This is a genomic window from Neobacillus sp. NPDC097160, assembly GCF_044762155.1.
Classification (GTDB): Bacteria; Bacillota; Bacilli; order Bacillales; family Cytobacillaceae; genus Neobacillus.
Genome location: NZ_JBIWDU010000004.1, coordinates 68,055 through 94,537, shown reverse-complemented (window position 1 = coordinate 94,537; position 26,483 = coordinate 68,055). Strand labels below are relative to the sequence as shown.

Below are 26,483 nucleotides of genomic sequence, written 5' to 3'. Positions count from 1 at the left end.
TGTCAGCCGCTTCTTACTTTAATACATATGTAAGATGGTAACGTTTAAATCCAATAACTTCGGGGGCAGTGTTAATTTTGATACCTGTCAAGGATGCTGAAAAACTCTCCCAAAAACTCATAAAAAAGCTTTTCTGTCGGCAGCAGCTCACGTTCACTTGGGATAATGACACCGACAGTTCTTGTTACATTCGGTTCTGTAATCGGGATCTTCACCGTTGACCTCGGGAGGCTGTCAATTAGCGTGATTTCAGGAATAAGTGTCACGCCAAGCCCTGCAGAAACCAAGCCTTTGATGGCATCAATATCCTCCCCCTCAAATGACACCTTTGGTTCAAAGCCAAGCTGTGCGCAGGCATGGACAATGATTTCTCGTAAAATAAATCCATTTGGAAAAAGAACAAAGGAATCTTCCCTTAATTCACTTAATGCTAAAATACATTTGGTGGCAAGGGGATGGGTGTGCGGCAATAAGGCAACAATATTTTCAGTAAATAATGTTGTTCCTTTAATTTTCTTTTCCTTCTTAGGCACTGGGCCGAGAAGGGCAAGGTTAAAATCGCCTTTTCCCACACCATCAATTAACGATTGGTAGGAACCTTGATGGAGCTGGAATTTAACATGGGGATAGCGCTCACGAAACGCTGAAACGGCAGTTGGTAAGGTATACGCTGCCAGGCTGCTCGGGAAGCCGATGCGAATTGTTCCGGTTTCCGGGTCCAAAAATTCCTCCACTTCTCGTTTGGCATTATCAATCAGCTTCATCGCCTGCTGCATCTGCTCTAAAAACAAGGCACCAATCGGAGTCAGTTTGACATTTCGGCCTTCACGGATAAACAAATCTACCCCTAATTCCGCTTCCAAATTAACAATCTGCCTGCTCACGGCTGATTGGGCGACATGCAGGGCATGGGCAGCCTCTGTTACATGCTCTCTTTTGGCGACCTCAATAAAATAGTGAATCTGTCTTAACTCCACCAAATCCCTCCTCTTTTTTAATCAATCTATTTTTGGCATTAATCTTATCTATTTTCCATATTGCTCAGATTATTTATCAATTATAAAATAAAACGATAATAATATGAAGAATATTCAGTATATAAATGTTTATTTTTGTAAAAGGAGTGAATTCCATGCAAACAATTGAAGATGTTAGACAATCAGGTACAAAGGCTGCAAGGGAATATGTAGAAAGTGTGTTCGAAACGGTGAAAAACCGCAATGCGTTTGAAAGTGAATTCCATCAGGCAGTAAAGGAAATTTTCGATTCACTCGTGCCTGTTTTTGCCAAACAACCAAAATATATCGAGCAGGGGACCCTTGAAAGAATCGTTGAACCGGAAAGGGTCATTACCTTTCGCGTTCCTTGGGTAGACGATTGTGGAAAAGTGCAAGTAAACCGCGGATTCCGCGTACAGTTCAACAGTTCCATCGGTCCATATAAAGGCGGTTTACGCTTCCATCCGTCTGTGAATGCCAGCATTATCAAATTTTTAGGCTTTGAGCAAATTTTTAAAAATTCCTTAACCGGTCAGCCAATTGGCGGCGGAAAAGGAGGCTCTGATTTCGATCCGAAGGAAAAATCGGACGGCGAAATCATGCGCTTCTGCCAAAGCTTCATGACAGAGCTTTACCGCCATATTGGTCCGGATGTCGATGTACCGGCAGGGGATATCGGTGTTGGGGCAAGAGAAATCGGCTTTATGTTTGGCCAATATAAAAGAATCCGCGGCAGCTTTGAGGCAGGGATTTTAACCGGAAAAGGCTTGGGATACGGCGGAAGTTTAGCACGTACAGAGGCCACCGGCTATGGTGCCGTCTATTTTGTTCAGGAAATGTTAAAGGATCAAGGCTTAAGCTTTTGCGACAGTACGGTCGTTGTTTCCGGCTCGGGTAATGTATCCATTTATGCGATGGAAAAAGCAGCGCAATTTGGCGCTAAGGTTGTGGCCTGCAGTGATTCCAATGGTTATATATATGATGAAACTGGCATCAATTTAGAAACTGTCAAACAAATTAAAGAAGTTGATCGGAAACGAATTAGCGAATACGTGAAATACCACCCGCATGCCCAATATTTCGAAGGGTGCTCAGGGATTTGGTCGATTCCATGTGATATCGCCTTACCTTGCGCGACCCAAAATGAAATTGATGAAACATCAGCAAAAATACTTGTGGCAAATGGTGTGAAAGCGGTTGGTGAAGGTGCCAATATGCCTTCAACATTAGCAGCCGTTGATGTATTCCTCAACAGCGAGGTGCTGTTTGGACCAGGTAAAGCTGCCAATGCTGGCGGTGTCGCCGTTTCCGCCTTAGAAATGGCGCAAAACAGTGCGCGGTTGTCCTGGACTTTTGAGGAAGTCGATGCCAAGCTCCACCAAATCATGATTAATATTTATCAAAACAGTGTAAAGGCAGCTGAAGAATACGGCTTCCCAGGTAACTTGGTCGTAGGCGCCAACATCGCCGGTTTCACGAAAGTTGCTGACGCGATGATCGCACAGGGTGTAATTTAAAAAATCTCCTACTAGGGAGATTTTTTTTTGCCTGCATGTTTTCTTTGCCGACTGGTTACATTAACATTGGTTCAATTATCAAGGAGGTTTAGCGATATGGATAACAACAAAAGCACCCACGAGTTTGTCGAAAAGCTTCAGGAAAACCAGGAAAAGGACAGAAAAAATCGGGAAAAGCAAGGCGACAATCACCCCGGTAAAAAATTACCGAATCATAAGCATTAAATTAGAAAAGCGGAAGCGCCCTGGTCAGCGGCGTATGGCCTGGAGCGCTCCAACTGAGATAAAGGAAACACGAAGAGCGAAGGCGATTCGATGTTGACTTATCGTAGGGCGGAGAGCGAAGGACAATAGCCGCTAGGGCTTTGGAGCTGGACAATTCTCAAAGTCGAAATTTAAAATTTCTTATATTTTGAAAAGAGCCAATCCTCTAAGCGGTATTTTCCGCTGCTGAGAGCTTGGCCCTTTCTATTAAAATAGTTACTTATTCATATTCGCCAAAAACCCGCCAAGCAGGTCATCTATATCATACTCTTCCTCTTTATTTTCCTCTTGCGAAGCCACTTGCTCCTTTTTCGCACCTTCCCAATCAAACTCACTCAAGTCGTCCTCCATATCGGATAAATCAATGGGAGCTGGAGTCTCCTCGATCACAGCGGCGGCTATTTCCTCGTGACTGCTGCTTTCTTCTTCGGAGGAAACGGCAAGTTCCTCGGGAAATACTGCCTCCTGAAGATACAAAGCCTCTTCAATGTCCAATGAATTACTATTCAATGATGCCAGTAAAGAGGTGGAACGCATCGGGTCGGAAATCAGCTGATAGACAATACTTCCTAACAACGCCTCTGAGTGCTCATGCTTCAGCCAATCTCGCTGGGCTTTCGTTAAATTCCTTGGAAGGGGGATTGTGATTGTTTCCTTTTCCCTGGAAAATGACTGGTTAACCCCTTGCAGCACAAACTCCGCCAATTTACTTGAAAAATTTCTTCTCTCTGTTTCTTTTAATTTTTGCAGCTGTTTTAAGATATGGTCAGGAGTATCCGAAGGGACACGAAAGGAAAGCGCTTGGCCTCTATTAATTTCATTGGCAGCAGTCTTTTTCATAGAATCACCTTAATTAACTCTTTACAGGTACAGCTTTCGGCTTCTCCGTTTTTCTGACAAAATCTGTAATGAGTTTATAATAAGCATTTGCCATCATCCAAATACTTTCCTTATCATCTTCAAAAAATTCAATATTGTAGCCATCTAAATTATTATTTAATGTTTTTAGATAATCCTTTAAGACATGAGCCCCGCCGCCAACAAAATAGCAGATTTCCGTTTGTGAGTTCTTTTGCCACACATTCCGTAATAAGCGATATTGTTTTTTAGCTAAATCAAGCAAAATGCGATCAGTAATATCGTGAACGCTTGTCCTGCTTCCTTTGACCATAATATGGTTTCGATCGTTTTTCCTCGTAATAATTTCGACCACATCGCGGCGGCTGTCCAGTTCAACTCCGTGCTTCGTTCTGATTTCTTCGCGAATCGTTTCTAATGATTCAGAAACCCCCAGGTTAAACCCTTGTGCCTTATCATCATCAACATTGCGATTTTTAATAACCGCGATATCGGTTGATAATCCGCCAATATCTTGAATTAAGATACGCTTATCGATTAAATCCTTATTAATGATTTTTAAATTATTATCCATCACCAGGTTAATGTAGGCAGCAAATCCTTCAGGATAGACCTTTACGTCATTAAATTTAATATTTACCTTTAATCCCTGATATTTTGGCGTCACTAAAAATTCAACTTGATGGACGGATCCAACTAATTTTGAACGATATCCGGCATCTTTTCCTTCCTTTACTTCACGGAGGGGCAGGCCGGTACCTAATGTGTAGCTGGCATCAATGACATTCTTTGTCTTTGGAAAACTCTCTTGTTTCACCGCATCCAATGCCAATGTGGTAAAGAGCATGATTAACGTTTGGTCTTCCTCAGACTTGCTGCTGCCAGGGTCTAACTCGGTGGCATTATTACTTTTAGTCGCTAGATTCCCGACACGATAAATGACGTTATTTTCCTTCAATGCAGGGGAGTGGACTTTGATATGAATCCCATCTAACGGATTCTTATCGTCAAGCTCTTCAATCCCAATTACCGGGCGGTCTTCTGTGTCTCTCGCAACGATGTTAGGAATATTTAATTCATACTCTAATTCTCCGAAAATGGCCTTAATGGAGTCATTTCCAACATCTACAGCGGCAACCCTGGATTTAGTCATAAACATCATTCCTTTTCGTTTAATAGATTTATTTTATAAAAAATAGATTTCTAGTACCTTCTATTTAAGTCTATAGGAAATTACTAGATTCTTCAATGAGGCAGGCAGAAAAGAAATGAGTGTGTAAAATAGTAAACAATTTGTAAACTTCGGCAGTAATGTATACATAATTGTAAACATTGACGACAAATTTGTATACAACGCACGGTTATTGGATGTGCACAAGTTTGTATACATGTAAACGAATTTGCAAACAGAATGTATACAAAAAGTAAACAAGTTTACAATACTGTATACAGCCATGGAATGTTACAAATATTTCAGTTAGACTCAGGAATCTAATTTCTTCTCAATACATCTTGCACACAAAGAAAGGCACCCTTAACAGGTGCCTTTACTAACTATTATTTGCTTATTATTTCATTACCTTCCAGAACTCTCCGGCCACTGCTTGATATCCTGTAAGGCTTAAGTGGATATTTGCCGGATTTGGAAGATACTCTTGGAAATTGCTCGCGATCAATGCATCCGTTGCTACGAATGTATCGCCATGTTGTATCGCTTGTGCTTGAATTTGACCATTGAAAGCCGTTAACACCGGAATTAATTGTGCTTGCTGTTCCTGTGGTAGGTATGGGAATGGGTTATAATAGCCCATAACATAAACCTTTACCTTAGGGTTCAGTTCATCAATTTTGGCCAAAATTGCGTTTAGATTTGCAGAAATCATACCAATTGCCGCTGGGGCTTGAGTCGGATCTTTTTGAATAACTGGAAGCAGATCATTTGCACCAATATCAATTGTAAGATGTGTAGCTTCTTTTATTTCCTTTTGCACACCTGCGTCTTTTAATTGCTCAATAACATGCCCTGTAGTAAATCCAGAAACACCAAAGTTATCAAAATCAATTAAATCATAGGATTTACTAAAGTTTTCTGCAATATAATCTGGATAACCTAAATTATCTGTTTGGCCATCTGGCATCAATCCGGCTGCCAGGGAATCCCCTAAAGCAACATATTCCACTTTGACCCATATTCCATCTGCACCAATGACATAGCCATCAATCGTTGTATTGGAAACCATTTTTCCATTAGCATCAAGATAATACCAGCCCTCTGTTTGCTTCAACCAGCCTGTTCTCATGTCACCGCTGTAAGGATTGAGGTAATACCAGCTGCCGTCTTTGGCTAACCAGCATGTTCTCATAATCCCGCTCTTATCATCTAAATAATACATGTTGTTGCCATCTTTAACCCAGCCTGTTTTCATCACACCGCTTGATGCAAGATAGTACCAGCTGTTTCCTTCTTTAAACCAGCCTGTTTTCATTGTGCCGTTACTGTTTAAATAGTACCAGCCGGTGCCGTCTGCCACCCAGCCTGTTCTCATTGCACCGCTATAGGTGTCAAGATAATACCAGCTGCCGCCATCTTTCAACCAGCCTGTTTTCATGGCGCCACTGGAACTCAAATAAAACCAACTGCCCCCATCTTTTAACCAGCCCGTCTTCATGGCACCGCTGGAATCAAGGTAATACCAGTTGTTACCATCCTTTTGCCAGCCTGTTTTCATTACGCCAGAGCCATTAAAGTAATACCATTTTCCACTGATGGACTGCCATCCAGTTTTCACTGTCCCGTTTGCATAGTAATACCAATCACCACTTACCTTAACCCAGCCGTCTGTATTGACTGAAATACCATTAGCCTTCGCAATAGCATCAAAGCTGCTGTCGGAATAGGCAATGATGACGGTTGCATACAATTCAACTTGATCGAACAGCCAACGGACTTCCTCATTATGCATTCGGACACAGCCGGAACTTACATACTTGCCAATGGAACTTTCATTAGCATTTCCATGTATTGCATATGTTGTACCATATGTACCATTTGCTTCTAACCCCATCCACCTGTTTCCTAATGGATTACGTGGGTCACCTCCGGGAATATTCCCCGTATAGTAGGGTCTGTTAACAATCTTATTTACAATTCTAAATTTCCCTTCCGGAGTTAAATCTCTTGATCTCCCTGTTGCTACGCTAAATGTTCTGACAAACTTACCAGCATTATAAAATGCTAGAGTGTTAGTCTTTTTGTTAATAATAATTAATTGTGAACTGCTAGCTGCATCTGCTGGTACTGTAAAGAAAAAGATACTTAATAGCAGAACAAAAATAACTGATAACTTTTTCATCTCTATCCCCCAATTATGAAGTTTATATTACAATAACATGTCAAATCGAAATTTTTTGTCATAATTTGAAGAAAAACTTGTAATATTTTTGTATTTTTTTAGAAAAATAAATTAATAGTTTTCGACATTAGTAGAAAGCATCATCATTATGAAGAAAAATCCAAATTTATAATAATGCATTATATTATTTTTTCTATGATTGATTCTATATCCTTGCCTGTGGGAATTCTAGGATTTGTAGCAGTACAGCCATCATTTAGCGCTGCTTCACAAATGGCCTCGCTTGCCGCCAATAATTGTTCCTTTGTAATGCCGCATGTCCTTAATGTAACTGGCATGTGCAGTTCTCTTTTTAATTGGTTAATATGGTGGAGCAGACTATTAACTCCCAATCTAGTATTTGTCGTCGCAGGAGCTGCTCCAATGATTTTGGATAACTGGGCGTATTTCATTGCCGCAGCACTAAATCCATCACTTGAAAACCCTCGTAGTTCTGCATTAAATTCAATGACTTGTGTAAGTAAAAGTGCATTCATTCTTCCATGGGGAATGTGAAATTGGGCACCGCACACGTGGGCAATGCTATGATTGATTCCTAATCCAACCATATTAAAGGCCATCCCTGCTAAACAGGAAGCATGATGGACTTTCTCCCTCGCTTCTACATCATTTCCATCCTTATAGCATCTTGGTAGATAATCAAAAATGAGCCGTACAGCCTTTTCCGCAAAGGCATCGGAAAAATCATTCGCTTTGGTCGACACAAAGGCTTCAATTGCGTGGGTTAATACATCCATCCCAGTATCTGCGGTAACCGCCTGCGGCACTGATTTTACAAGGGTAGGATCTAAGATTGCCTCGTCCGGTAATAATCCATCCGCAACAAGCGGGTGCTTGACATGATTTGCTTTATCCGTAATGACCGAGAACTTTGTTACCTCTGTGCCCGTCCCGCTTGTTGTCGGGATGGCAATAAATTTCATCTCCCTTTGCTGGGGTGAGAGTTTAAGAGAAAAGTCCTTCATTGCCTTTGCCGCATCAATGGCAGAGCCACCGCCAATAGCAATCATCACACTAGGGTTAAAGTCCTGAATCGCCATTACTCCTGCTGCCACTGTTTCAATCGGCGGGTCTGGGACAATATCACTGAAAATATGATACTCATTATCAATATGATCAAGGCGATTGGTCACTTCCGCCACCATTCCGGACTGTTCAATAAAAGGATCAGTGACAATAAATACTCGCTCCGCTTTGATTCGTGTTAATCTATCTAATGAATTTTCGCCAATATAAATCTTCGTTCGAAAAGAAATCTCCCTCATATCCATTCTCCTTAGCGATTTTTTCATCTTTACTATACTATTTGAACCATGACCATACAACGATATTTTCAAGTATAAGATTTCCCTGTGCAAAAGGGACTACTAGAAAAATTCGCTGCTACTTGAAATTCAGCCGGTGGTTGCGGTATTCTTAATCATACGATTCTCCGGTTAAGGTTGTGGTTAACATTAGGATTAATAAGTTTATTAGTGAGTCGGGAAAAGCCTCAAGACGCGGGGCCGATAAATTAATTAGTGATGGCAGAGTTACGATCAATGGGAAAGTGGCGCAAATAGGCAGTCAGGTTGAACCTGGGGATCTGGTTCACATTGACGGCAGCCCCGTCAATGTCACTGCAAACTATGTCTATATTGCCTTGAATAAACCCGTCGGGATTACCAGCACAACGGAAAGACATATAAAGGGAAATATTGTTGATTTCGTCAATCATCCGTTGCGAATTTTCCATATTGGCCGCTTGGATAAGGATTCAGACGGCTTAATTTTGCTGACGAATGACGGAGATATTGTGAATGAAATTCTGCGTGCAGAAAACAAGCACGAAAAAGAATATATTGTGACAGTGGACAAGCCGATTACTTCTGAATTTCTAAAACGAATGTCCTCAGGGGTAGAGATTCTTAATACGAAAACACTCCCATGCAAAGTTACACAGTTGTCCAAATATGTCTTTCAAATTGTCTTAACACAGGGACTGAACCGGCAAATCCGCCGGATGTGTTCCGCGCTTGGCTATGAGGTAGTGCGGCTGCAGCGGACACGGATCATGAATATCCATTTAGGGAATCTTCCGATTGGGCAATGGCGCGACATATCAAAAAAAGAACGCCAACAACTATTCACCGACCTAAACTATGAGCCAAAACAATGGTAGGAAAAGCGCAAGTGCCCTGGTCAGCGGCGTATGGCCTGGAGCGCTCCAACTGAGATAAAGAAAACACGAAGAGCCGGAGGCGATTCGATGTTGACTTATCGTAGGGCGGAGAGCGAAGGACACTAGCCGCTAGGGCGCTGGAGCTGGACAAAAAGAGAGGATGAGCCGAAGTTTCAGCTCATCCTCTTTTTTTTTTCAGAGCACAGGGGCGGTTCTTCTGCTTCAACGAACCGTTCCCTTGCTTCACTTTCTTCACCCCATCGGCAGAAAGTAGCCGTCTTCATTAAATTTCATTTCATGCAGGTCCTCTAATACTTCGATATTTTCTTTATCTTTTAACTCATGATAAATGACTTCAGAGACATATAACTCACCTATATGGAGGGTATTTGGGATCCTTACAATTCTTGCCTCTTCCGGGGCAACACCCCAGGTAGCGCGTAGTGCAGCTTTAAGTGCTTCTTGGTCATTATCAAGAACAATTGGAATATTAGCCCGAGCTAAAAATGTACTTGTGATAACATTTTCATTCATGGTTTGATGATCAATCTTTTCAAAGAGACGCTTCGTTGTTAGATCTGCTAAGCCAATCCCAAGCGCATTGCCGTGGCTGACTTCACTTAAATTGGAAGCAATCACATATTTGATACTAGGCTTCTTAGGCTCTTCTACTCCTAAAACGCGAATTCTGCCAATAATATTCGTATCCATACCGGTGCCGCTGTAGTTTTTACCAATTTCATCAACGACCAAAATATCCATTTCATCGACTGGTAGACTTGGCATTAAATCAAAGGCTTTTTTCAATAATTCTCTTTCGCGTTCTTCAATTTGGTCTGGTTCAATTGCTTCAATGATGGCGGTTTCTTCATGAGCATTTTCCACAATAGCGACACCAAATAGTGTGTTGGAATTGGCAATCGCGACTTTTCCAACTTCAGGCATCATTTCACTGATTCCCTTAATGCCGTATGTATGTAAAGCCAATGCTTGTTTATGTTTGCCCATGCCGATCGACGCCATTTTTAAGACGCCGCTTTCAATTTTATTTTTAAAATCTGTATGCGGCTTTACACGGCCCATCACGATGATTCCATCTGCATTGTACGCAATCTTATCTACATAAACAGGGATGCCTTCTGACGTGACCCCCACTTCCACGACTTCCATCGATGAACGAATTTCGCAGCCAGTGTATTCTTCCGTTATACCTAATCCTTCCAGCATCTCTTTTTGCCCTTCAGCTGTAGCGCCCCCGTGGCTTCCCATGGCAGGAATGACAAACGGGGTTGCCCCTCTTTTTTTAATTTCATCTGCCACGCTTTTAACGATTAAAGGAATATTGGCAATTCCTCTGCTTCCGGCGGTAATGGCAATTTCCATGCCGGGTTTTATTTTTTCATCGGCGTTTACACGAAGAAATTGCTCTGTAACCGTTCCAGGGATATCCTTTAGACTTTCTACATGAAATGTTTGTCTTATTTTGGCGAATTTCGGTAATGACATCATACATTTCTCCTTTCAAACTAAACACGGAATAAAGGAACTTTCACATCAATCGAAATATACAAAGGCAGCAAGAGACCTTTCATATGGCCTCTTGCTTGATGGATTTGATTACAATTCTTCAGGTGCTAATTCAATCGCCATGCGAAGCGCTTCTTTTAACGAAAGCTCATCCGCAATATTTTTTCCAGCGATATCAAAAGCCGTTCCATGGTCAACGCTTGTACGAATGATCGGAAGACCAACAGTAATATTTACGCCGGCTTCAAGACCTAATACCTTAATTGGTCCGTGCCCTTGATCATGATATTGCGCCACAACGATGTCAAAATCACCGCGTTTTGCTCTAAAGAATAAAGTATCTGCTGGAAGCGGTCCTTGTACATTAATTCCTTCTGCCTGTGCTTTCTCAACAGCTGGGATAATTTTTTCTTCTTCTTCACCATTTCCAAAAAGGCCATTTTCCCCAGCATGTGGGTTAATCCCGCAAACGGCGATTCGTGGTGATTTAATCCCAGCCTTTTCTAATGTATCATGGGCAAGTTTTATCACCGTATATTGACGTTCCGCATTATTCTTTTTAATGGCATCCATCAAACCAATATGGGTTGTCACATGGATGACGCGTAAACCAGGGGCAGATAACATCATCGCGAAATCTTTGGTGTTCGTTAATTCCGCTAAAATTTCAGTGTGTCCCGGATAAATATGGCCCGCTTTATGGAGCGCTTCTTTATTTAATGGTGCCGTACAAATTCCTTGAATTTTCTTTTCATTGGCATAGGAAATAGCTCTTTCTAAATAGCGGAATGCCGCATTTCCTGCTTCAGGAGAAACTTGTCCCCATGGTAAATCCTCTGATACTAAATCTAAATCGATAATATCGATGGTTCCATATTGGTACTTTGCCTCTTCGGGACTTGCAATGCTGTTTAATTGAAGCTCGATATTGGTTACTTCTAATGCTCTTTTCAAAATTTTCAGGTCGCCCACGACAAATGGACGGCAATTTTCATAGATGTGTTGATCATACAACGATTTGACGATGATTTCAGGTCCAACTCCTGATGGGTCCCCCATTGTAATGGCGATAACTGGTTTATTTGCAGCCATAATTATTTCCTCCCGTTAGTACATCTTATTTTTGCCAAGCATATGTCGAATGGCAACGAACTTGCAATCCGACATATACTTGGCGTTTTTCCTGCTCTTTTTAAAAACTGATTCGGTAAAAGCGTTGGTACATTTTTTTGCAGCACACTACGCTTTCCCATTAACATTTGATAAACTCTGTTTTGAACCAGGACATTTACATTAAATAATGGTTCGAAGCGCTTTAGCAAGTGCTTCCTCTGTTCCAAAGGCACCCGCTTTCGTCACAAGCGGTAAACCGTCAAATAAGCCGCCGAACAATTTTCCGTAAGGAATACCAGCTTCGACCTCACCAATGACGCGAATCCCCAAGCCCTTTAATACTTTACAAGTAGCACCTGCAATATCTCCACCTGTTAAAATAGCACCAGAAATGCGCTTACTTTCTATTAGTTGACCAGCAATTTCTCCCATTGCTTCGGCAATGGTATTACCTACATCGAAGTTCGATAAACCGCCGGAAAGTTGGAGATCCTTTACTTTGTTGATTGCCTCTTGCCCAGGATTGGTCGATATCACTAGATCCCTTTTTTCAAGGATAGCTTGACCTGCTTTAACAATCCGCTCAATTTCAAGTTTTCTCCTATCTTCGAAAAAGAATTCTTCTGGAGAAATAACTATTTCTTCAACATGATGTTTCTCTTTCAGCTCTTGAATTTGCCGATGGGTAATGGACTTCACACTTCCCGCTACCACTAGCACCGGAAGCCTTTCACCATCCTGAATCTTTTGCAAAGGTTCTTCACGATACCCTGTGTTGAAAAGATGAGAAGCAATCCCAGCTGAACCAACCCAAAGGAAATTCTCATGTAACACGCTCGCCGCTTCGACAATCGTCTGTAATTCTTCATCCGTTGTTGCATCAACGATGATAATTTTTTGAGTTGTACTTGAAGATAACGCGTTCATTTTTTCAGATAAATGGCGTTTTCCTTTTCGTACATCTGAAATGGAAATCAATTCGACTTTCCGCTTACTTTGTTCCTCCAATAACTTTGGCAGGTAACTGATCTTTACTGGGCTGACGGGGTCATGTGCAATTTCGGTTTCACCTAATAGCACACCATTGACATAATGGTTTCCATTCATAGTCATTCGATTGCTTTTCGGAAAAGCTGGTACCACAAACGAAGTCTTAAACTGAAACACATCCATGACCGCATCAATTTCTGCTCCAATATGTCCCCTCATAGTAGAATCTACCTTCTTAAACACGTTTGAAACGTTCAATTTGTTCAATTGTGTAGATAGATTAAAAACAACATCGTAAGCCTTTCCAAAAGGTAATGCACGACTATCTGAATTTAAAACGATTACATCTTCACTCAAATGGGTTGGCTGTAATTGTGTATCTGAAAATAGCACTGTCGTTTTTAGACCTTGTTTGGCAAATTGGACACCGGTATCATTGGCGCCTGTTAAATCATCTGCTATAACTGCTAGTTTCACCTATCTCCAGACCCCCTTTTATACATAAATAGTTTGGATTATTTGCGTTTATTCATTCCGCTCATAGCGCTCTATACAACTTAAATTTTAATATCTACAGCAATAATCATAAACCAATATGGTGCATAATGCAATATTTAAGAAAAACATATTTCTAAAAAATACAATACGTTGCTTTTTGCATCAAATCATTTATGCTATCTGGCCCATAAAAAAAACGCAAGCTAGTCTTTTAGCTTGCGCCACAATGTCGAACGGTTAATCCCTAAACGTTTAGCTGCTTTTGATTGATTCAATCCTTCCTCTTCAAGGACTTTCGTGATCACTTGTTTTTCAATTTCATCTAATGTACCGCTTATATCGATCGGTGTTACTGCATCATTCTTCTTCTCTTGCTGCTCTAATCGTTTAAAAACGGCTTCAACTTCTTCCTTCTCGATATAATAAGAATGTGATTGTAAAAACAATTGCTCAATTACTTGTTTAAGCTGTTCTACATTCCCCGGCCAATCATAGTTAGTGAGTTCCTCCAGTGCATCCTGTCGAATCCCAACTACTCCGTTTCCATATTTCGGATGTAAATCAGAAATAAATACATGAACCAAATCTTCAATATCATTTTTGCGTTCTCGGAGTGGTGGTATATGAATGTTTAATTGTGCCAATGTATGATATAAATCTCGATGGAATTTTCCATTCTTGACCTTTTCCTCGATGGTATCCTCAGAAGACACCAGCCATTGCAGCTTTTTACCATTTCCTATATTGAGAATATGATATAGTTCCTTTTGTAGATAAGAGTTCAGTTTATCGATATTTTTTAAGTAAATGACTCCATTTGCGTATTTTTGAAAAAAGGCTTCGTTCATTAGATCTTTCAGTTGTTCTTCACGCAATAAGTCGCAATGCACGATGATAAATGGTTCATTCCTTGTTTTTCTTTTTAAATAAATGGAGTGGGCAGCTAAATCTTTTCCATTTCCTTCTTCCCCGTAAATCCACACAGGTTCTTCATTTTTACCATATTGATCAATTTGCTTTAACACTTTCTGAATCTGTTCGCTTTTTCCGGAAATATGGGTATAAGACACGGATGATTGAAATTCTATTGCATTCGTATTCCTGTCCCCGCCCTGTACAATCACTTGATTAAGGTCATTTTTTTCAAAAAATAATACAATGCCCTCTTCATTCGGACAAGTCGTTATTTTCCAAAATGAATGATTGATGTGAAGCGTTTTTGTTTGCTTTTCACGTGTTAAGGCTGTTTCTTGTATTAACTTTCTTACATCTGCCGAATTCTCAACTTCCATCCAATGGAACTCTTTATTGAAACGCTCGTTCTCATAAATAACTTTCTCTTGTTTATCCAAAACAGCAATTGCCTGTTCTTGACAATCGAGGATTGATTGAAATAAGGAAACATCCTGTTGCAACCGAGAGAATAAGCGGTATGACCTTCTTGCTTCTTCTAATGCTTCAAGAATGGCTTCCTTCCCGGATGTGATGAGAACTCCTGTCATACCTAATTGCTTTGCCGCTTGAACCGTAACAACATCTCCGATAACCACTTCATAACCGCGTTTTTTTAAATTCGTTAATTTTTCTTCAACCTCAATATCCTTTGTAATCGTTAATGTTTTAACGTCAAAATCAAGAAGCTTACAGATCGTAGCCGCACCTTGTGTAATATTTGAGAATCCAACGATTGCAGCTTTAGTTGAAAATCCTTTTACAAGTGTTAAAATACGTAATACATCATAGCCGGACACGTTAATGTCAATCACTGGTATAGATACAGCCTCCTGAATCATGGAAGCTGTACCGCCACGGCTGATTATGACATGATAGCCGTCCTTTTCTGCATTCTTCGCAATCGCTACTCCTTCATATAAATTACCTAATTTGATCTGTAAGTGAATATCTTCCACTTCCTGAGCGATCTCTTTCATCATTTCAAACAGTCCCTCATATGGGACAATCGCCAAAGCTTTAATCATTTCCCCCATCACCTTCTACTGCAAAACTTGTTGGTAACACTTTATTCATGCTTCCGCTCATATAGCCATGCAGATCTAGGGTAACATATTTATATCCGAATTGTTGAAGGTTTTCTATAATCTCTTGATGCTTTGTTAAAACGAGTTGCATATCTTTTGGCTCTACTTCAATCCTGGCAATATCTTGATGCGTTCGAACGCGCACCTGTCCAATACCCAAGCCTTTTAAATATTCCTCAGATTTTTCAACCTTTGTTAATTTTTCTTGGGTAATCTTTTCACCATAAGCAATTCGGGAAGATAAACAAGCGAGTGATGGTTTTTCCCACGTAGGCAAGTTTAATTGTTTTGATAGCTCACGAATTTCTTCTTTATAAAGATTTGCCTCTTGAAGCGGCCCGCGGACACCATGTTCCTTGGCTGCACGTACGCCCGGACGATGTTCACTCATATCATCCGCAATCAAACCATACACAACGTTTTGAAATCCCCTCTGATGCATTATCGGAACGATTTCTTCGAACAAACCATTTTTGCAAAAATAACACCGGTTCCGATCGTTCTCTGCGTAGCCTGGTATATTCAGTTCAGAGGTTTCAATGATTTGGTGGTTTGCACCAATCAGTTTAGCTAGCTTCTTTGCTTCTGCCAATTCACTTGAAGGGTATGTTTCCGAATCAGCCGTAACAGCCAAGACATTTTCAACCCCTAAAACATCAACCGCAACTTTTAATAGCAGCGTACTATCGACACCACCTGAAAAGGCCACAACGACGTTTTCCATTTCTCGCAAGATTGTTTTCAGTCGTTCATACTTTTCATTCATGCTAATTCCACCTATCTCTATATTTTCAAACTATTTTTAATGTATTATTCAGTCAGTTTATTCTCTCGCAAGATCTACCCGTGATGATAGAGATTACTTTTCACTCTGAAAAGTCCTTTGTGTGCATTTTGCAACACTCATCAATTATAAGCGAATTTCTGCCAAAGGAAAAGCAGTTAGGTGAGAGAGTAAAACGATTTCAAAAATCAGGAAAAAAAAGAAACCATTTTATTAAGGTTAATAAAATGGTCACTTTTTTTAAATTTTAAAGAAACATACTTAAAATTAAGGTAAATACCAACCCAGATACAGAAACAATAGTAGAAAGCACGGTGTATGTCCCAAATGCTTCCTTCAAGGACATTCCTAATGACTCTTTCACCATCCAGAATCCAGCATCATTAACATGCGATGCGATGGCACTTCCGGCTCCAGTTGCAAGCGTGACTAATGCTAAGTTCACATCTGGCATGGTAGATATTAATGGAAGAACTAACGCCGGGGTTGCTAACGTTGCAACAGTTCCAGAGCCTAAGCAGATACGTAATAAGGCTGCGACAATCCAGGCAAAAAGAATCGGTGACATTGAAGTACCTTCAAATAGTTTCGCAATATAATCACCAACGCCGCCATCAACAAGTACTTGTTTTAAGGCACCACCGCCACCAATAATTAACAGTAGCATACCTAATGCATTAACAGCAGAAGAACAAGAGTCCATCAAATTCTTGACGGGAATTTTTCTGCGAAGCCCCATTGTGTAGATCGCAAACAATACAGAAAGTAACATAGCAGTTGAAGATGTCCCGATAAAACGAATAAAGACGATGAACCCATTATCTTTAAATCCTAAAGCTGGTTGAGTCATATCAACGATGGCACCTAATGCCATTAAGATAACAGGGAATAATGCTGTAAAAACACTAATTCCAAAACCAGGTGTTTCTTCTAATTTGAATGTTTTTTGCACACCAAAAGATGCGCTTCCTTCTCTAGTGAAGGCAGTTGGCACAATTTTCTGGGCAAGCTTAGGATAAAAAATACCAGCTATAATCACAGTTGGAATTGCGACAATGATTCCGTAAATTAAAACCAAACCAACATTTGCCTGGTATTCCGCAGCGACAGCAATTGGGCCCGGATGCGGCGGCAAGAAAGCATGCGCTGCTAAGGCGGCTGTAACCATTGGAAGACCTAATTTTACAATTGAAACTTTTAATTCTTTTGCGATCGTGAAAATAATAGGAACTAATAATACAATGGTTACTTCAAGGAATAATGCGATCCCTACAATAAAGGAAGCAAATAAAATCGCCCATTGAATTCTTTTTTCCCCAAATTTATCAATTAAGGTATTGGCAATACGATTGGCTCCACCTGCATCTGCAATTAACCTGCCGAGCATGGCACCTAGTCCAAAAATCAAACCAATATGACCAAGAGTTCCACCTAAACCGCTTTCAATCGAATGAACAACATCCTTCAACGGTATTCCTAATGATAAAGCGACAATGAATGAAACAACGATTAATGAAACAAATGTATTTAATTTAAATCCCATAATTAAAATAATTAATAGCAGTACCCCTATTGCAACAATTAATAACGGCATAATACTCCATCCTCCTACTGTACGTTATGATAGGTTTTATATATAAAAACGATGAAACTTATTTATTCTTTTACACATTAAAAGTATCTCGATCTATTCTTCCCTGCCTTTCTGTAATTTCATCAAACAGTTGTTAACCCTTTCATTACAACTGCAAGTGCTTACAAAATAAAAGTAAAAAAAAGGGTTGACCGCAATATACCCTCAGCCATGGCAAAGAGGTAATATTGCAACATATATTCTCAATTTAATACTACCGAGAATACAAATCTACCAAAATTGTTGATTATCGCATCACATTGTTTGCTTTTTTAAATTCTATACCCTCCTAAAAGTCTTGTCAAGAGAGCAAATCGACAAAATCTGCTCGTTTTTTCAACCATCGAAGCAGAGGGACAGCATAAAGGACAAGGAGGATGGCCCCTTGTCCCATTTTTTGCATTTCTTTTCGTCTTTTTACCTCTTATACAACCAGCCTGATTAATTCATCTTTTGCTTGGACTTTCCCATCAATGGCTGGGACAACATCTACGTATTGATTGGTATTAGTGATGACTACAGGAGTTTTCACATCAAAGCCTGCAGCTTTAATTTTTTCAATGTCAAATTGAATGAGCAAGTCGCCCTTCCTCACTTTATCCCATTGTTTTACTTGAGAAGTGAAAAATTGACCTTTTAAATTAATGGTATCAACCCCAATACAAATTAAGATTTCAGCCCCATCTACTGATGTAATACCAATAGCATGCTCGGTTGGAAATAGAGTGGTAACCGTTCCATCAACGGGAGAAATCACTTCGCCGTTTGCGGGTTCAATCGCAATTCCCTTACCTACTGTCTCAGTTGAAAAAAGCGGATCGCTAATTTCACTTAATCGAACAATTTCCCCGCTTAATGGACTTAAAATAGTTTCTCTCTTTACATTCGCTAGTCCAAATTCTTTCACAGTTTTGGCAGGCACTGCATCACTTTTTCCTTCATATCCAAATACAAGTGTCAAAACTAATGCGAGAACTAAAGCCGTTAAAGTACCAATTAAAAATAATCCCGTCGGTATAAATACAGGAATAGACAAGAAACTTGGGAGAGCAAACGCCGTCCCTTTTACTCCAAGTGCCCCAGTAATCGCTCCGCCAACTGCTCCAGCTATTGCAACAATTGGCATTGTTCGTTTGTAGCGCACGAGTAAACCGTATGTGATGATTTCTGTTGTACCTGCCAAGGCACTAGGAACAAGCCCAGATCCAGCTAGTGTTTTCAAATCTTTATCTCTCGTTTTTAAGAAAACACCAAGAGCCATCCCCATTTGAGCAAAAGGAGCTGAAGCTATCATCGGGCTAAGCGGATCACCACCAGTCGCAAGATTTGCAATAAATATTGGAATGATGGCCCAGTGGAGACCTAATATTGTCAGGAATGACCATGCAGCTCCCATCACCGCTCCCGTCAAAATTCCACTTTTTGAACTTAAAAAATGGACAACCACTGCTATGGCCTCTCCAACATATGTACCAAAAGGCCCAAAAATTAGTACGGTTAAAGGAACAATAACCGCTAAAGAAATAAGTGGATTAACAAACATTTGTAAGTCTTTATAAATTACTTTTCTCAAAAACTTATCTAAGACTGCAAAGATTGATACAGCAATTAATATTGGAAAAACAGTTGAGGAATAATTTGCTAATATAACTGGGATTCCCAAGAAAGTGACGTCTTGTGCCTTTGAGGAAACTAAGTCAGTAAAATGCGGTTCCAAAAGTGCAGCACCGATTGCCCCACCAACATAGCCGTTTGCACCGAGTTTTAAGGCCAATGTTATCCCAAGAAAAACAGGGAAGAAGTAAAAAATAGCATGTCCAGCTGCAGAAAGAATGGCATAGGTTCCGCTTTTAGCCGATAACCATCCTATTGTCGTTAAAATTGATAATAAGGCTGAAATTAAACCTGAGCCAGCAAGCACCCCTAAAATAGGCGCGAAACTTCCACTGATTGCTCCTAAAATTTTATTCATGACCGTTTCTTTTTTTTCTATTGAAGCATCACTCGTATTAATCGCATTCATTTTTTGTTCTCCTTGTTTGAAATTTTACGTTAGATTAAACGATTTTTTGAGCAGGAAAGCTTTATCTTATGATTTCCATTTGCTTATTTTATTTGCGATTTTTTAAAATATATAAAAGAGCCTCTCTTTATAAACAAAAGAGGGGCTCAATTTTAAGCAGATATTTATGGTACGGTCTTTTATCATTTTTCAAAACGAGCTTTTTCCAAAGCCTCTAAATCAATTTTTTTCATCTTAAAAAGTGCCTTAGTAATTCTAATGTTTTCATCTCTTGAACCATTAAACATGATCTCATTCATGTTATCCGGAACAATCTGCCATGAAAGTCCGAATTGATCCTTTACCCATCCGCATTGTTCTGCCTCAGGAACAGCAGAAAGCCTATCCCAAAAGTAATCAATCTCCTTCTGGTCTTTACAGTTAAAAAGGTTGCTTTTGGCTTCTAGTATATATTACGATCTGACCGAATGAAACTTGTGTCCCAATTAGTTAAATTTACGTTCCTTTGCTGTTTAATTTGAATTCGCAGCCATCCCGCCATCAATTCGATACTGACTGCCACTTATAAACGAACTGTCATCGGAAGCAAGGAATAGCACCAATTTCGCAACTTCAATTGGCTCAGCATATCTCCCAAATGGAATAATCTGGGCATATTCTTCTCTAGCCTGTTCTGGCCGATCTGGGTAGGTTCTTTCTTCAATGGATCTCATCATTCTTGTATTTACACTAGTCGGGTGAATCGAATTTACCCGTACATTTTTGCTTGCGGCTTCAAGTGCTGCTGTTTTAGTCAGTCCAACAACCGCATGTTTTGAAGCCACATATGGAGATAGAGTGGGATATCCCATCCAGCTTGCATCAGAAGCTGTATTGATTATGCTGCCACTCCCTTGTTCCATCATGATTGGCAGTATGTGCTTTAATCCTAAGAAAACACCCCGAACATTGGTATTCATGACTTCATCAAAGTCCTTAACAGACTGATCAATCAAGAGTGCAATTTTTCCTTCTATTCCTGCATTATTGAAGAAAATATCTATTTTTCGAAAATGGTCAATGGCTTTTTTAACATAATGGATCGTGTCAGCTTCTTGGGATACATCAGCTTGAACCGTGATCACCTCACCATACTGTTCAAGTTCCGCTTTGGCATTAAATAGGGAATCTTCAGACCTGCCCACTAAAACTACCTTAGCCCCTTCTTTTAAAAATAATTTAGCAGTTTCTTTTCCAATTCCACCTGCTCCACCAGTAATGACAGCGACTTTTCCAGCTAATCTTGCCATGTGTTGTCCTCGCTTTCTTTTTCATGTAATGTATTTTTCTGCCTTTTCCGCTTTTTATCTACTAAACTTTTTATTATTATCTTATGTACAAACGCAGTATATCACAATAGATTCAAATTTTGAATGTTTTATGATTTGTTTAAATTATATGTATTAAACTTTATTTGTAAACCTACAAGTATATATCCATTTTATCTGAACAATCTCTTTACTATGAATGTTTTTCAACTCAAATCCGCTTACAGCCTGTACCTTCTTGCACAATAAGCATATTAATAATGTAAATAGGGCTTGCTTAAATAAAGTTTGTTATTTTTTAAATAACCTTTCATTAATATTCTGTAATGGGATAAGCTGCTCGGAAATGGAGATGTGATACATTGGAGAATCAAGTGATTGTACCTTGGGAAGTGGATGAACTAACTCATGGAGAATTTTATGTTCCAGATTATATCAATGATATAGGATTAGAAGTTCTTAAACAATACAATTTAAAAGTTAATAGCATGCAAGTGGTCACAACAAAGCCTGACAAGGGTGGGGCTATTTGGAAGCTGGATACCAATACAGGACCAATAAGTTTTAAACTTCTCCATCGAAGACCTACAAGAAGTATGTTTAGTCTTGGTGCCCAAAGATATTTGGTGGATGTAAAAAAAGCAAGAGTACCAGGGATTATCACAACGAAATCAGGAGAGGATTATGTTCAGGCCGGAGGAAAGTTGTGGTTTGTTGCGGAATGGATTGAACCACTAACTCCTGTATCAAAGGATTTAGAAGGCGCAAAACAACTTTGCTATGCACTTGGTGAATTTCACCGATTAAGTCAGGGATATGTTCCTCCTGCTGGAGCTGAAATTGCATCGAGATTGTATAAATGGCCAAAAAGCTATCAAAAAATCGGAACGAAAATGGATTGGTTCCGAACTACAGCAAAAGCTTATAGTTCAATGCCTGCAAGTCAGGACCTATTAAATGTTATCGATCTATTTGAAGAACAAGCAAAGAGAAGTGTAGAAGCACTTAATCAGTCACAATACCCCGAACTGGTAAAACTCGGAAATACAAATTGGGGGTTAGTACATCAGGATTACGGCTGGTCAAATGGGCAAATGGGACCGAATGGTATGTGGATTATTGACCTGGACGGAGTGGCATATGATCTTCCAATACGCGACTTAAGGAAATTGATTACAGGTACCATGGCAGATTTATATAGATGGGATGTAACGTGGATGCGTGAAATGATCCAAGCTTATCACGAAGCAAATCCAATCAGTCCAGAACTATATGACATCTTAATGATTGATATGTCACTTCCTAATGAATTTTATAAAAATGTTAAAGAAGTACTATATGAACCAGAAATATTTTTAAATGAAACAACCTCTCAACTAATTAGAACAATTGTCGATACAGACCAATCCAAGTGGCCGGCATTAAAAGAAATTCAAAACGATTGGAGGAATAAGAAAGCATGAATATTTTAATGATCGCTACTGAAAAACTTCCTGTACCCCCTGTACTGGGAGGGGCAATTCAAACCTATATTTCTGGAAGCCTACCCTACCTAGCAAAGTCGTATAATATTACTGTTTTAGGAATAACGGACCCCTCGCTTCCTAATGAAGAAATCAAAGAGGGAATTAAATATGTCCGGGTACCAGGAAAATTATTAGCACTCTATCAACAAGGAATCGTTCAATTTTTAGCTTCCAATTCTTTTGACATTATTCATATTTTTAATCGTCCTCGTCTTGTTATGCCGATTCGAAGTATTGCACCTCAATCCAAAATTATCCTTAGCATGCACAATGATATGTTCAATCTTGATAAAATCGAACCAAATGAAGCAAATTCTGCAATAGATGAAGTCTCTATGATCGTTACAGTCAGTAACTATGTGGGGAATGTCATCCGAAACCTCTATCCTCAGGCATCATCAAAGCTCCGAACTATTTATTCAGGCGTTGATTCTGAAAGATTTTTACCTGGTAATCATTCCAAAATGGAATCTATTCGAAATCGACTTCGCAAAGAACATGGCTTAGATGGTAAGAATGTGATCCTATTTGCAGGGAGACTTTCCGAAAACAAAGGAGTAGATCGGTTAATTCGGGCGTTACCGCTGCTTTCAAAAAAATTCAAAAACTTAGCCTTAGTTGTAGTAGGAAGTAATTGGTTTAGTCAGAACAAAGTAACCGATTATGTAGCCTATGTTCGATCTTTAGCGAAACAACAGGCCGTTCCTGTTGTGACAACAGGCTTTGTATCACCAGCTGATATTCAAAATTGGTTTGCGGCTGCCGATTTATTTGTTTGTACTTCCCTTTGGCAAGAACCACTAGCACGAGTTCATTACGAAGCCATGGCTGCCGGCCTTCCTATTGTGACAACGGCAAGAGGAGGGAATCCAGAGGTAATTAATTTAGGAGAGAATGGCTTTGTAGTCGAAAATCCAGAAGACCCAGCAAATTTTGCAGAAAAGATTTCTGAAGTATTATCAAATAAATCATTAATGCAAAGTATGGGGAAAAGAGGAAGAGAACTTGCTATAAGCAATTATAACTGGTCTCGAGTAGCACATGAAATTATGGAAGTTTGGGGTCTTACTCTGCAAATGCCTCTTCCTACACCGCTCCCAGATGGATATGTAGCCCCAGAGGTTGAAAGTTTCCAAAATATTATTCCTGTACAGGGCGGATCTAGAGAGATACACGTTAGTGAGGTCGAGCAAACAAGCACTCAATTCACAGATGAATCGAGTGTTCATGAAAAAGAAAAAAAGAAGGATAAAGAGAAGCACAAAGATAGAGACAAAAAAGATAAACACAAAAAGAAGGATAAAGAGAAGCACAAAGATAGAGACAAAAAAGATAAACACAAAAAGAAGGATAAAGAATCTAAGAGGAGTGAGGCAAAAGGTAACAAAGATAAAAAGCATATGAAAAAACATTCAAAAGGTAACAAACATAAGAAGAAGTAAAAAAACGACTGATCATAATAATAATTTTATCGATGTAGGTACGCGTTCAAAAAATCAAGATGCAATTCAAATGGCACCTTGATTTTTTAGAAATATCCTCATAATTTCCAGTAAATTTGTCCAAGCCATTTTAATTAACCGTAGTAATTTATATTAAAATGGAAAAAAATCCGGACACTTTGTCGAAAGGAGACAACTTATTTCCAAATGAACATTTTAGTGACAGGAACGGCTGGTTTTATTGGGTTTCATCTTTCTAAACGTTTGTTAGATGAAAATTATCATGTTATCGGTGTAGATAATCTTAATGAATATTACGATGCTCATTTAAAGAACGATCGGTTAAATATATTGAAAAAAAACGCTAATTTCGAATTCTATAAAATTGATTTGGCAGATCAAGAATCATTAATGCCAATATTTGAAAATAGATCAATCAATATTGTAATCAACTTGGCAGCTCAAGCTGGAGTCCGTTATAGTCTTCACAATCCTCATTCTTATGTTCATTCAAACTTATTTGGGTTTATAAATATTTTAGAGGCCTGTAGGCACTATCAAGTTGAGCACTTAATTTATGCATCTTCAAGTTCCGTTTATGGAGCAAATTCAAACATTCCATTCTCTACAAAAGACTCTGTTGATCACCCGGTGAGTATCTATGCTGCTACAAAAAAAGCAAATGAGTTAATGGCTCATTCGTATAGCCATTTATTTAATATTCCAACCACAGGCCTTCGTTTCTTTACAGTGTATGGCCCTTGGGGAAGACCCGATATGGCTTATTATTCTTTTACTAAAGCTATTGTAGAAGGAAATACTTTAAAAGTATTTAATAATGGCGATATGAGCAGAGACTTCACTTTTATTGATGATATTGTGGAGGGGATCATTAAATTACTAGATCATCCACCCAAATACAATAATAATTGGGATAGAAAAAAACCTGACCCGAGTTCAAGTTATGCTCCCTACAAGATTTATAATATTGGCAACAATAATCCCGTCAAGTTAATGGAATTTATTCAGATATTAGAGAAGCTAATTGGCAAAAAGGCAAAAGTAGAATTATTACCTATGCAGCCAGGAGATGTTAAAGAGACCTATGCAGATATTACAAGTTTGCAGAAGGATGTGGGCTTCTACCCTGCTATACCATTAGAAATAGGTTTAGGTAAATTTGTAGATTGGTATAAAAAATACCATCTAAAGGAAAAATAATCTCCTCAATTTTTTAAAGGGACTATTTTTCAAAACTTTAATTAATATATGCAGAGACAAAAGGGGCTGTATACTAGTCAATAGAATAACCTTTTGGACAGCCCTTTATGACCAAGCATTCTATATTTTATAAAGCAAAAACCTCATTTACTTATGATACGGTTCACCGTACAATCTAATTTGCGGTTTTTAATACTGTAAGGTGCTCGCATTTTTAAGAATATTGACGAGTGCTTTTTTATATTTTTAAAAAGGATTTATTTTGTATTCTTCTAATGATATTAGTGAGAAGAAAATGCGTATAAGAAGGGCCATACATTTTTTCACTTTGGAGATGCTATTGATTGCCCCTGGTTTTCAACTTTCTAATATAAATTATTTGGGCAATGTGATATGCATTATGAGTTGAATCATTTCCGAGTATTCCCCACCATTTCACTTGTTCAGGGAAACCATTTACAGTCAATTAAGCTCACATAAAAACAGTTCCTGTCACTCCCCGAATATTGCCGATGAATTCGACAAAATGCGGGTGGTGACAGGAACTTATTTCCACTTTACTCTATTTAATCGTTCCAACTTTGGACTGCGTCCCCAGGATCGATTACACCATTATCATTTGCGTCACCATTATTCCGCGATTGAACCGCTTTAACAAAAATATCGATGTAGCCATAATTTGCGCGTTGAAAATGATTAGGTGCATTTCTAGGGAATGTATAGGTTAAATCTAATGTTGCAGTCTCACCTGGTTTTATTAGTTTTACTGCATTATCATAGGTAATTTTTAGAGGTGTATTATGACCCTCAAACGCCTCAAATAATTCACCCTGCTTGGTTGAATTGGATTGTTCCTGATCAAATGTAACCCAAGCATTCAAGTTTCCATCATTTTTCACCTTAACTTTAACAGTTTCAGAATCCCCTGGTGCTAAATTTTCCATGTGGAGTGATTCTGCAAAAATTGGTCCACCGTTTACTGCATTAATTTCTAATAATCCTGGTTTAAAATTACTGCCTTCAAATGCACCCTCGCTAGTCCACAATGCAAATGTCCCTGCGCTTATTAATGCTGCTCCCATGGCTGTTGTCAGTAAGGCCGCTCCCATTTTTCTTTTTAAACTCATCTTCCTTGCCTCCCATTTTCTATTATCCAGATATCTATAAGG

21 protein-coding genes and 1 pseudogene are annotated in these 26,483 nt (G+C 39.2%); 6 read left to right on the top strand and 16 right to left on the bottom strand.

The features are described 5' to 3' along the window. Nucleotides 1-71: 71 nt before the first annotated feature. The gene (gene gltC / locus ACIQXV_RS07105) at nt 72-977 is read right to left on the bottom strand and encodes a glutamate biosynthesis transcriptional regulator GltC (RefSeq protein ID WP_402957300.1); all 906 of its coding nucleotides are present in this window, start codon (nt 975-977) and stop codon (nt 72-74) included. 155 nt (nt 978-1,132) lie between these two features. Between gltC and gdhA the strand changes: the two genes are divergently transcribed. Together gdhA and ACIQXV_RS07095 are read left to right on the top strand one after the other, a co-directional pair. Beyond that, a complete protein-coding gene (gdhA, locus tag ACIQXV_RS07100) occupies nt 1,133-2,515 on the top strand; it encodes an NADP-specific glutamate dehydrogenase (protein WP_402957298.1) in 1,383 nt (460 codons plus the stop codon). A 96-nt stretch (nt 2,516-2,611) separates the two neighbouring features. Then, complete coding sequence (locus tag ACIQXV_RS07095) at nt 2,612-2,740, top strand: DUF4023 domain-containing protein (RefSeq protein ID WP_402957296.1); 129 nt, start codon at nt 2,612-2,614, stop codon at nt 2,738-2,740. A gap of 255 nt (nt 2,741-2,995) precedes the next feature. Here the strand turns inward: ACIQXV_RS07095 and ACIQXV_RS07090 are convergent, their stop codons facing one another. The 4 genes from ACIQXV_RS07090 to ACIQXV_RS07075 all read right to left on the bottom strand — a co-directional run bounded on the left by ACIQXV_RS07090 (nt 2,996) and on the right by ACIQXV_RS07075 (nt 8,315). After that, the gene (locus tag ACIQXV_RS07090; RefSeq protein ID WP_402957294.1) at nt 2,996-3,619 is read right to left on the bottom strand and encodes a hypothetical protein; all 624 of its coding nucleotides are present in this window, start codon (nt 3,617-3,619) and stop codon (nt 2,996-2,998) included. A gap of 13 nt (nt 3,620-3,632) precedes the next feature. After that, complete coding sequence (locus ACIQXV_RS07085; protein WP_402957292.1) at nt 3,633-4,790, bottom strand: Alp7A family actin-like protein; 1,158 nt, start codon at nt 4,788-4,790, stop codon at nt 3,633-3,635. A gap of 415 nt (nt 4,791-5,205) precedes the next feature. Continuing rightward, nucleotides 5,206-6,990, bottom strand: coding sequence for a L,D-transpeptidase family protein (locus ACIQXV_RS07080; RefSeq protein ID WP_402957290.1), 1,785 nt, complete (start codon nt 6,988-6,990; stop codon nt 5,206-5,208). 179 nt (nt 6,991-7,169) lie between these two features. Continuing rightward, nucleotides 7,170-8,315 (bottom strand): 1-propanol dehydrogenase PduQ, encoded by a 1,146-nt coding sequence (locus tag ACIQXV_RS07075; RefSeq protein ID WP_402957288.1) that lies wholly within the window; start codon nt 8,313-8,315, stop codon nt 7,170-7,172. Between the two features lie 179 nt (nt 8,316-8,494). On the opposite strand from ACIQXV_RS07075, the gene rluF reads away from it, so the two are divergent. Then, entirely contained in the window at nt 8,495-9,211 is a 717-nt protein-coding gene (gene rluF / locus ACIQXV_RS07070; protein ID WP_402957286.1) for a 23S rRNA pseudouridine(2604) synthase RluF, read from the top strand. 252 nt (nt 9,212-9,463) lie between these two features. On the opposite strand, the gene ACIQXV_RS07065 is transcribed toward rluF, so the two are convergent. From ACIQXV_RS07065 to ACIQXV_RS07025, 9 genes are all read right to left on the bottom strand, one after another. Further along, nucleotides 9,464-10,720, bottom strand: a complete 1,257-nt coding sequence (locus ACIQXV_RS07065; protein ID WP_402957284.1) for a nickel pincer cofactor-dependent isomerase, group 22 — start codon at nt 10,718-10,720, stop codon at nt 9,464-9,466. 108 nt (nt 10,721-10,828) lie between these two features. Beyond that, on the bottom strand, nt 10,829-11,830 hold the full coding sequence (gene pdxA, locus ACIQXV_RS07060) for a 4-hydroxythreonine-4-phosphate dehydrogenase PdxA (RefSeq protein ID WP_402957282.1): 1,002 nt from the start codon (nt 11,828-11,830) through the stop codon (nt 10,829-10,831). A 201-nt stretch (nt 11,831-12,031) separates the two neighbouring features. After that, nucleotides 12,032-13,318: a four-carbon acid sugar kinase family protein gene (locus tag ACIQXV_RS07055; RefSeq protein WP_402957280.1), complete on the bottom strand. Its 1,287-nt coding sequence runs from the start codon at nt 13,316-13,318 to the stop codon at nt 12,032-12,034. Between the two features lie 224 nt (nt 13,319-13,542). Then, nucleotides 13,543-15,318, bottom strand: coding sequence for a sigma-54-dependent Fis family transcriptional regulator (locus ACIQXV_RS07050; protein WP_402957278.1), 1,776 nt, complete (start codon nt 15,316-15,318; stop codon nt 13,543-13,545). After that, nucleotides 15,311-16,144, bottom strand: coding sequence for an ATP-dependent sacrificial sulfur transferase LarE (larE, locus tag ACIQXV_RS07045; protein WP_402957276.1), 834 nt, complete (start codon nt 16,142-16,144; stop codon nt 15,311-15,313). The genes ACIQXV_RS07050 and larE overlap by 8 nt, the downstream gene beginning before the upstream one ends. 265 nt (nt 16,145-16,409) lie before the next feature. Continuing rightward, nucleotides 16,410-17,756 (bottom strand): gluconate:H+ symporter, encoded by a 1,347-nt coding sequence (locus tag ACIQXV_RS07040; RefSeq protein ID WP_402957274.1) that lies wholly within the window; start codon nt 17,754-17,756, stop codon nt 16,410-16,412. A 463-nt stretch (nt 17,757-18,219) separates the two neighbouring features. Then, on the bottom strand, nt 18,220-19,818 hold the full coding sequence (locus ACIQXV_RS07035; protein WP_402957272.1) for a glucose PTS transporter subunit IIA: 1,599 nt from the start codon (nt 19,816-19,818) through the stop codon (nt 18,220-18,222). A gap of 182 nt (nt 19,819-20,000) precedes the next feature. Next, nucleotides 20,001-20,267 carry a VOC family protein gene (locus ACIQXV_RS07030; protein ID WP_402957713.1) on the bottom strand — a complete coding sequence of 89 codons (267 nt, stop codon included), beginning with the start codon at nt 20,265-20,267 and terminating at the stop codon, nt 20,001-20,003. A 63-nt stretch (nt 20,268-20,330) separates the two neighbouring features. Continuing rightward, entirely contained in the window at nt 20,331-21,107 is a 777-nt protein-coding gene (locus ACIQXV_RS07025) for an SDR family NAD(P)-dependent oxidoreductase (RefSeq protein WP_402957270.1), read from the bottom strand. Nucleotides 21,108-21,487: 380 nt separating this feature from the next. On the opposite strand from ACIQXV_RS07025, the gene ACIQXV_RS07020 reads away from it, so the two are divergent. From ACIQXV_RS07020 to ACIQXV_RS07010, 3 genes are all read left to right on the top strand, one after another. Beyond that, on the top strand, nt 21,488-22,588 hold the full coding sequence (locus ACIQXV_RS07020; RefSeq protein ID WP_402957268.1) for a CotS family spore coat protein: 1,101 nt from the start codon (nt 21,488-21,490) through the stop codon (nt 22,586-22,588). Beyond that, a complete protein-coding gene (locus tag ACIQXV_RS07015) occupies nt 22,585-24,093 on the top strand; it encodes a glycosyltransferase family 4 protein (protein ID WP_402957266.1) in 1,509 nt (502 codons plus the stop codon). Before ACIQXV_RS07020 ends, ACIQXV_RS07015 begins: the two co-directional genes overlap by 4 nt. Before the next feature lie 207 nt (nt 24,094-24,300). Beyond that, on the top strand, nt 24,301-25,314 hold the full coding sequence (locus tag ACIQXV_RS07010) for an NAD-dependent epimerase (RefSeq protein ID WP_402957264.1): 1,014 nt from the start codon (nt 24,301-24,303) through the stop codon (nt 25,312-25,314). Nucleotides 25,315-25,651: 337 nt separating this feature from the next. On the opposite strand, the pseudogene ACIQXV_RS07005 reads toward ACIQXV_RS07010, so the two are convergent. Beyond that, nucleotides 25,652-25,774: pseudogene (locus ACIQXV_RS07005) on the bottom strand (DinB family protein); the annotation flags it as partial. A 106-nt stretch (nt 25,775-25,880) separates the two neighbouring features. Then, nucleotides 25,881-26,441 (bottom strand): TasA family protein, encoded by a 561-nt coding sequence (locus ACIQXV_RS07000; protein WP_402957262.1) that lies wholly within the window; start codon nt 26,439-26,441, stop codon nt 25,881-25,883. Nucleotides 26,442-26,483 lie beyond the last annotated feature (42 nt).

Bases quoted from the DNA above. Each gene is read 5' to 3' on its own strand.
- gdhA (WP_402957298.1), top strand. From the start codon at position 1,133: ATGCAAACAATTGAAGATGTTAGACAATCAGGTACAAAGGCTGCAAGG.
- ACIQXV_RS07095 (WP_402957296.1), top strand. From the start codon at position 2,612: ATGGATAACAACAAAAGCACCCACGAGTTTGTCGAAAAGCTTCAGGAA.
- ACIQXV_RS07090 (WP_402957294.1), bottom strand. From the start codon at position 3,619: ATGAAAAAGACTGCTGCCAATGAAATTAATAGAGGCCAAGCGCTTTCC.
- ACIQXV_RS07085 (WP_402957292.1), bottom strand. From the start codon at position 4,790: ATGACTAAATCCAGGGTTGCCGCTGTAGATGTTGGAAATGACTCCATT.
- ACIQXV_RS07080 (WP_402957290.1), bottom strand. From the start codon at position 6,990: ATGAAAAAGTTATCAGTTATTTTTGTTCTGCTATTAAGTATCTTTTTC.
- ACIQXV_RS07075 (WP_402957288.1), bottom strand. From the start codon at position 8,315: ATGAGGGAGATTTCTTTTCGAACGAAGATTTATATTGGCGAAAATTCA.
- ACIQXV_RS07065 (WP_402957284.1), bottom strand. From the start codon at position 10,720: ATGATGTCATTACCGAAATTCGCCAAAATAAGACAAACATTTCATGTA.
- pdxA (WP_402957282.1), bottom strand. From the start codon at position 11,830: ATGGCTGCAAATAAACCAGTTATCGCCATTACAATGGGGGACCCATCA.
- ACIQXV_RS07050 (WP_402957278.1), bottom strand. From the start codon at position 15,318: ATGATTAAAGCTTTGGCGATTGTCCCATATGAGGGACTGTTTGAAATG.
- larE (WP_402957276.1), bottom strand. From the start codon at position 16,144: ATGAATGAAAAGTATGAACGACTGAAAACAATCTTGCGAGAAATGGAA.
- ACIQXV_RS07040 (WP_402957274.1), bottom strand. From the start codon at position 17,756: ATGCCGTTATTAATTGTTGCAATAGGGGTACTGCTATTAATTATTTTA.
- ACIQXV_RS07035 (WP_402957272.1), bottom strand. From the start codon at position 19,818: ATGAATGCGATTAATACGAGTGATGCTTCAATAGAAAAAAAAGAAACG.
- ACIQXV_RS07025 (WP_402957270.1), bottom strand. From the start codon at position 21,107: ATGGCAAGATTAGCTGGAAAAGTCGCTGTCATTACTGGTGGAGCAGGT.
- ACIQXV_RS07015 (WP_402957266.1), top strand. From the start codon at position 22,585: ATGAATATTTTAATGATCGCTACTGAAAAACTTCCTGTACCCCCTGTA.
- ACIQXV_RS07010 (WP_402957264.1), top strand. From the start codon at position 24,301: ATGAACATTTTAGTGACAGGAACGGCTGGTTTTATTGGGTTTCATCTT.
- ACIQXV_RS07000 (WP_402957262.1), bottom strand. From the start codon at position 26,441: ATGAGTTTAAAAAGAAAAATGGGAGCGGCCTTACTGACAACAGCCATG.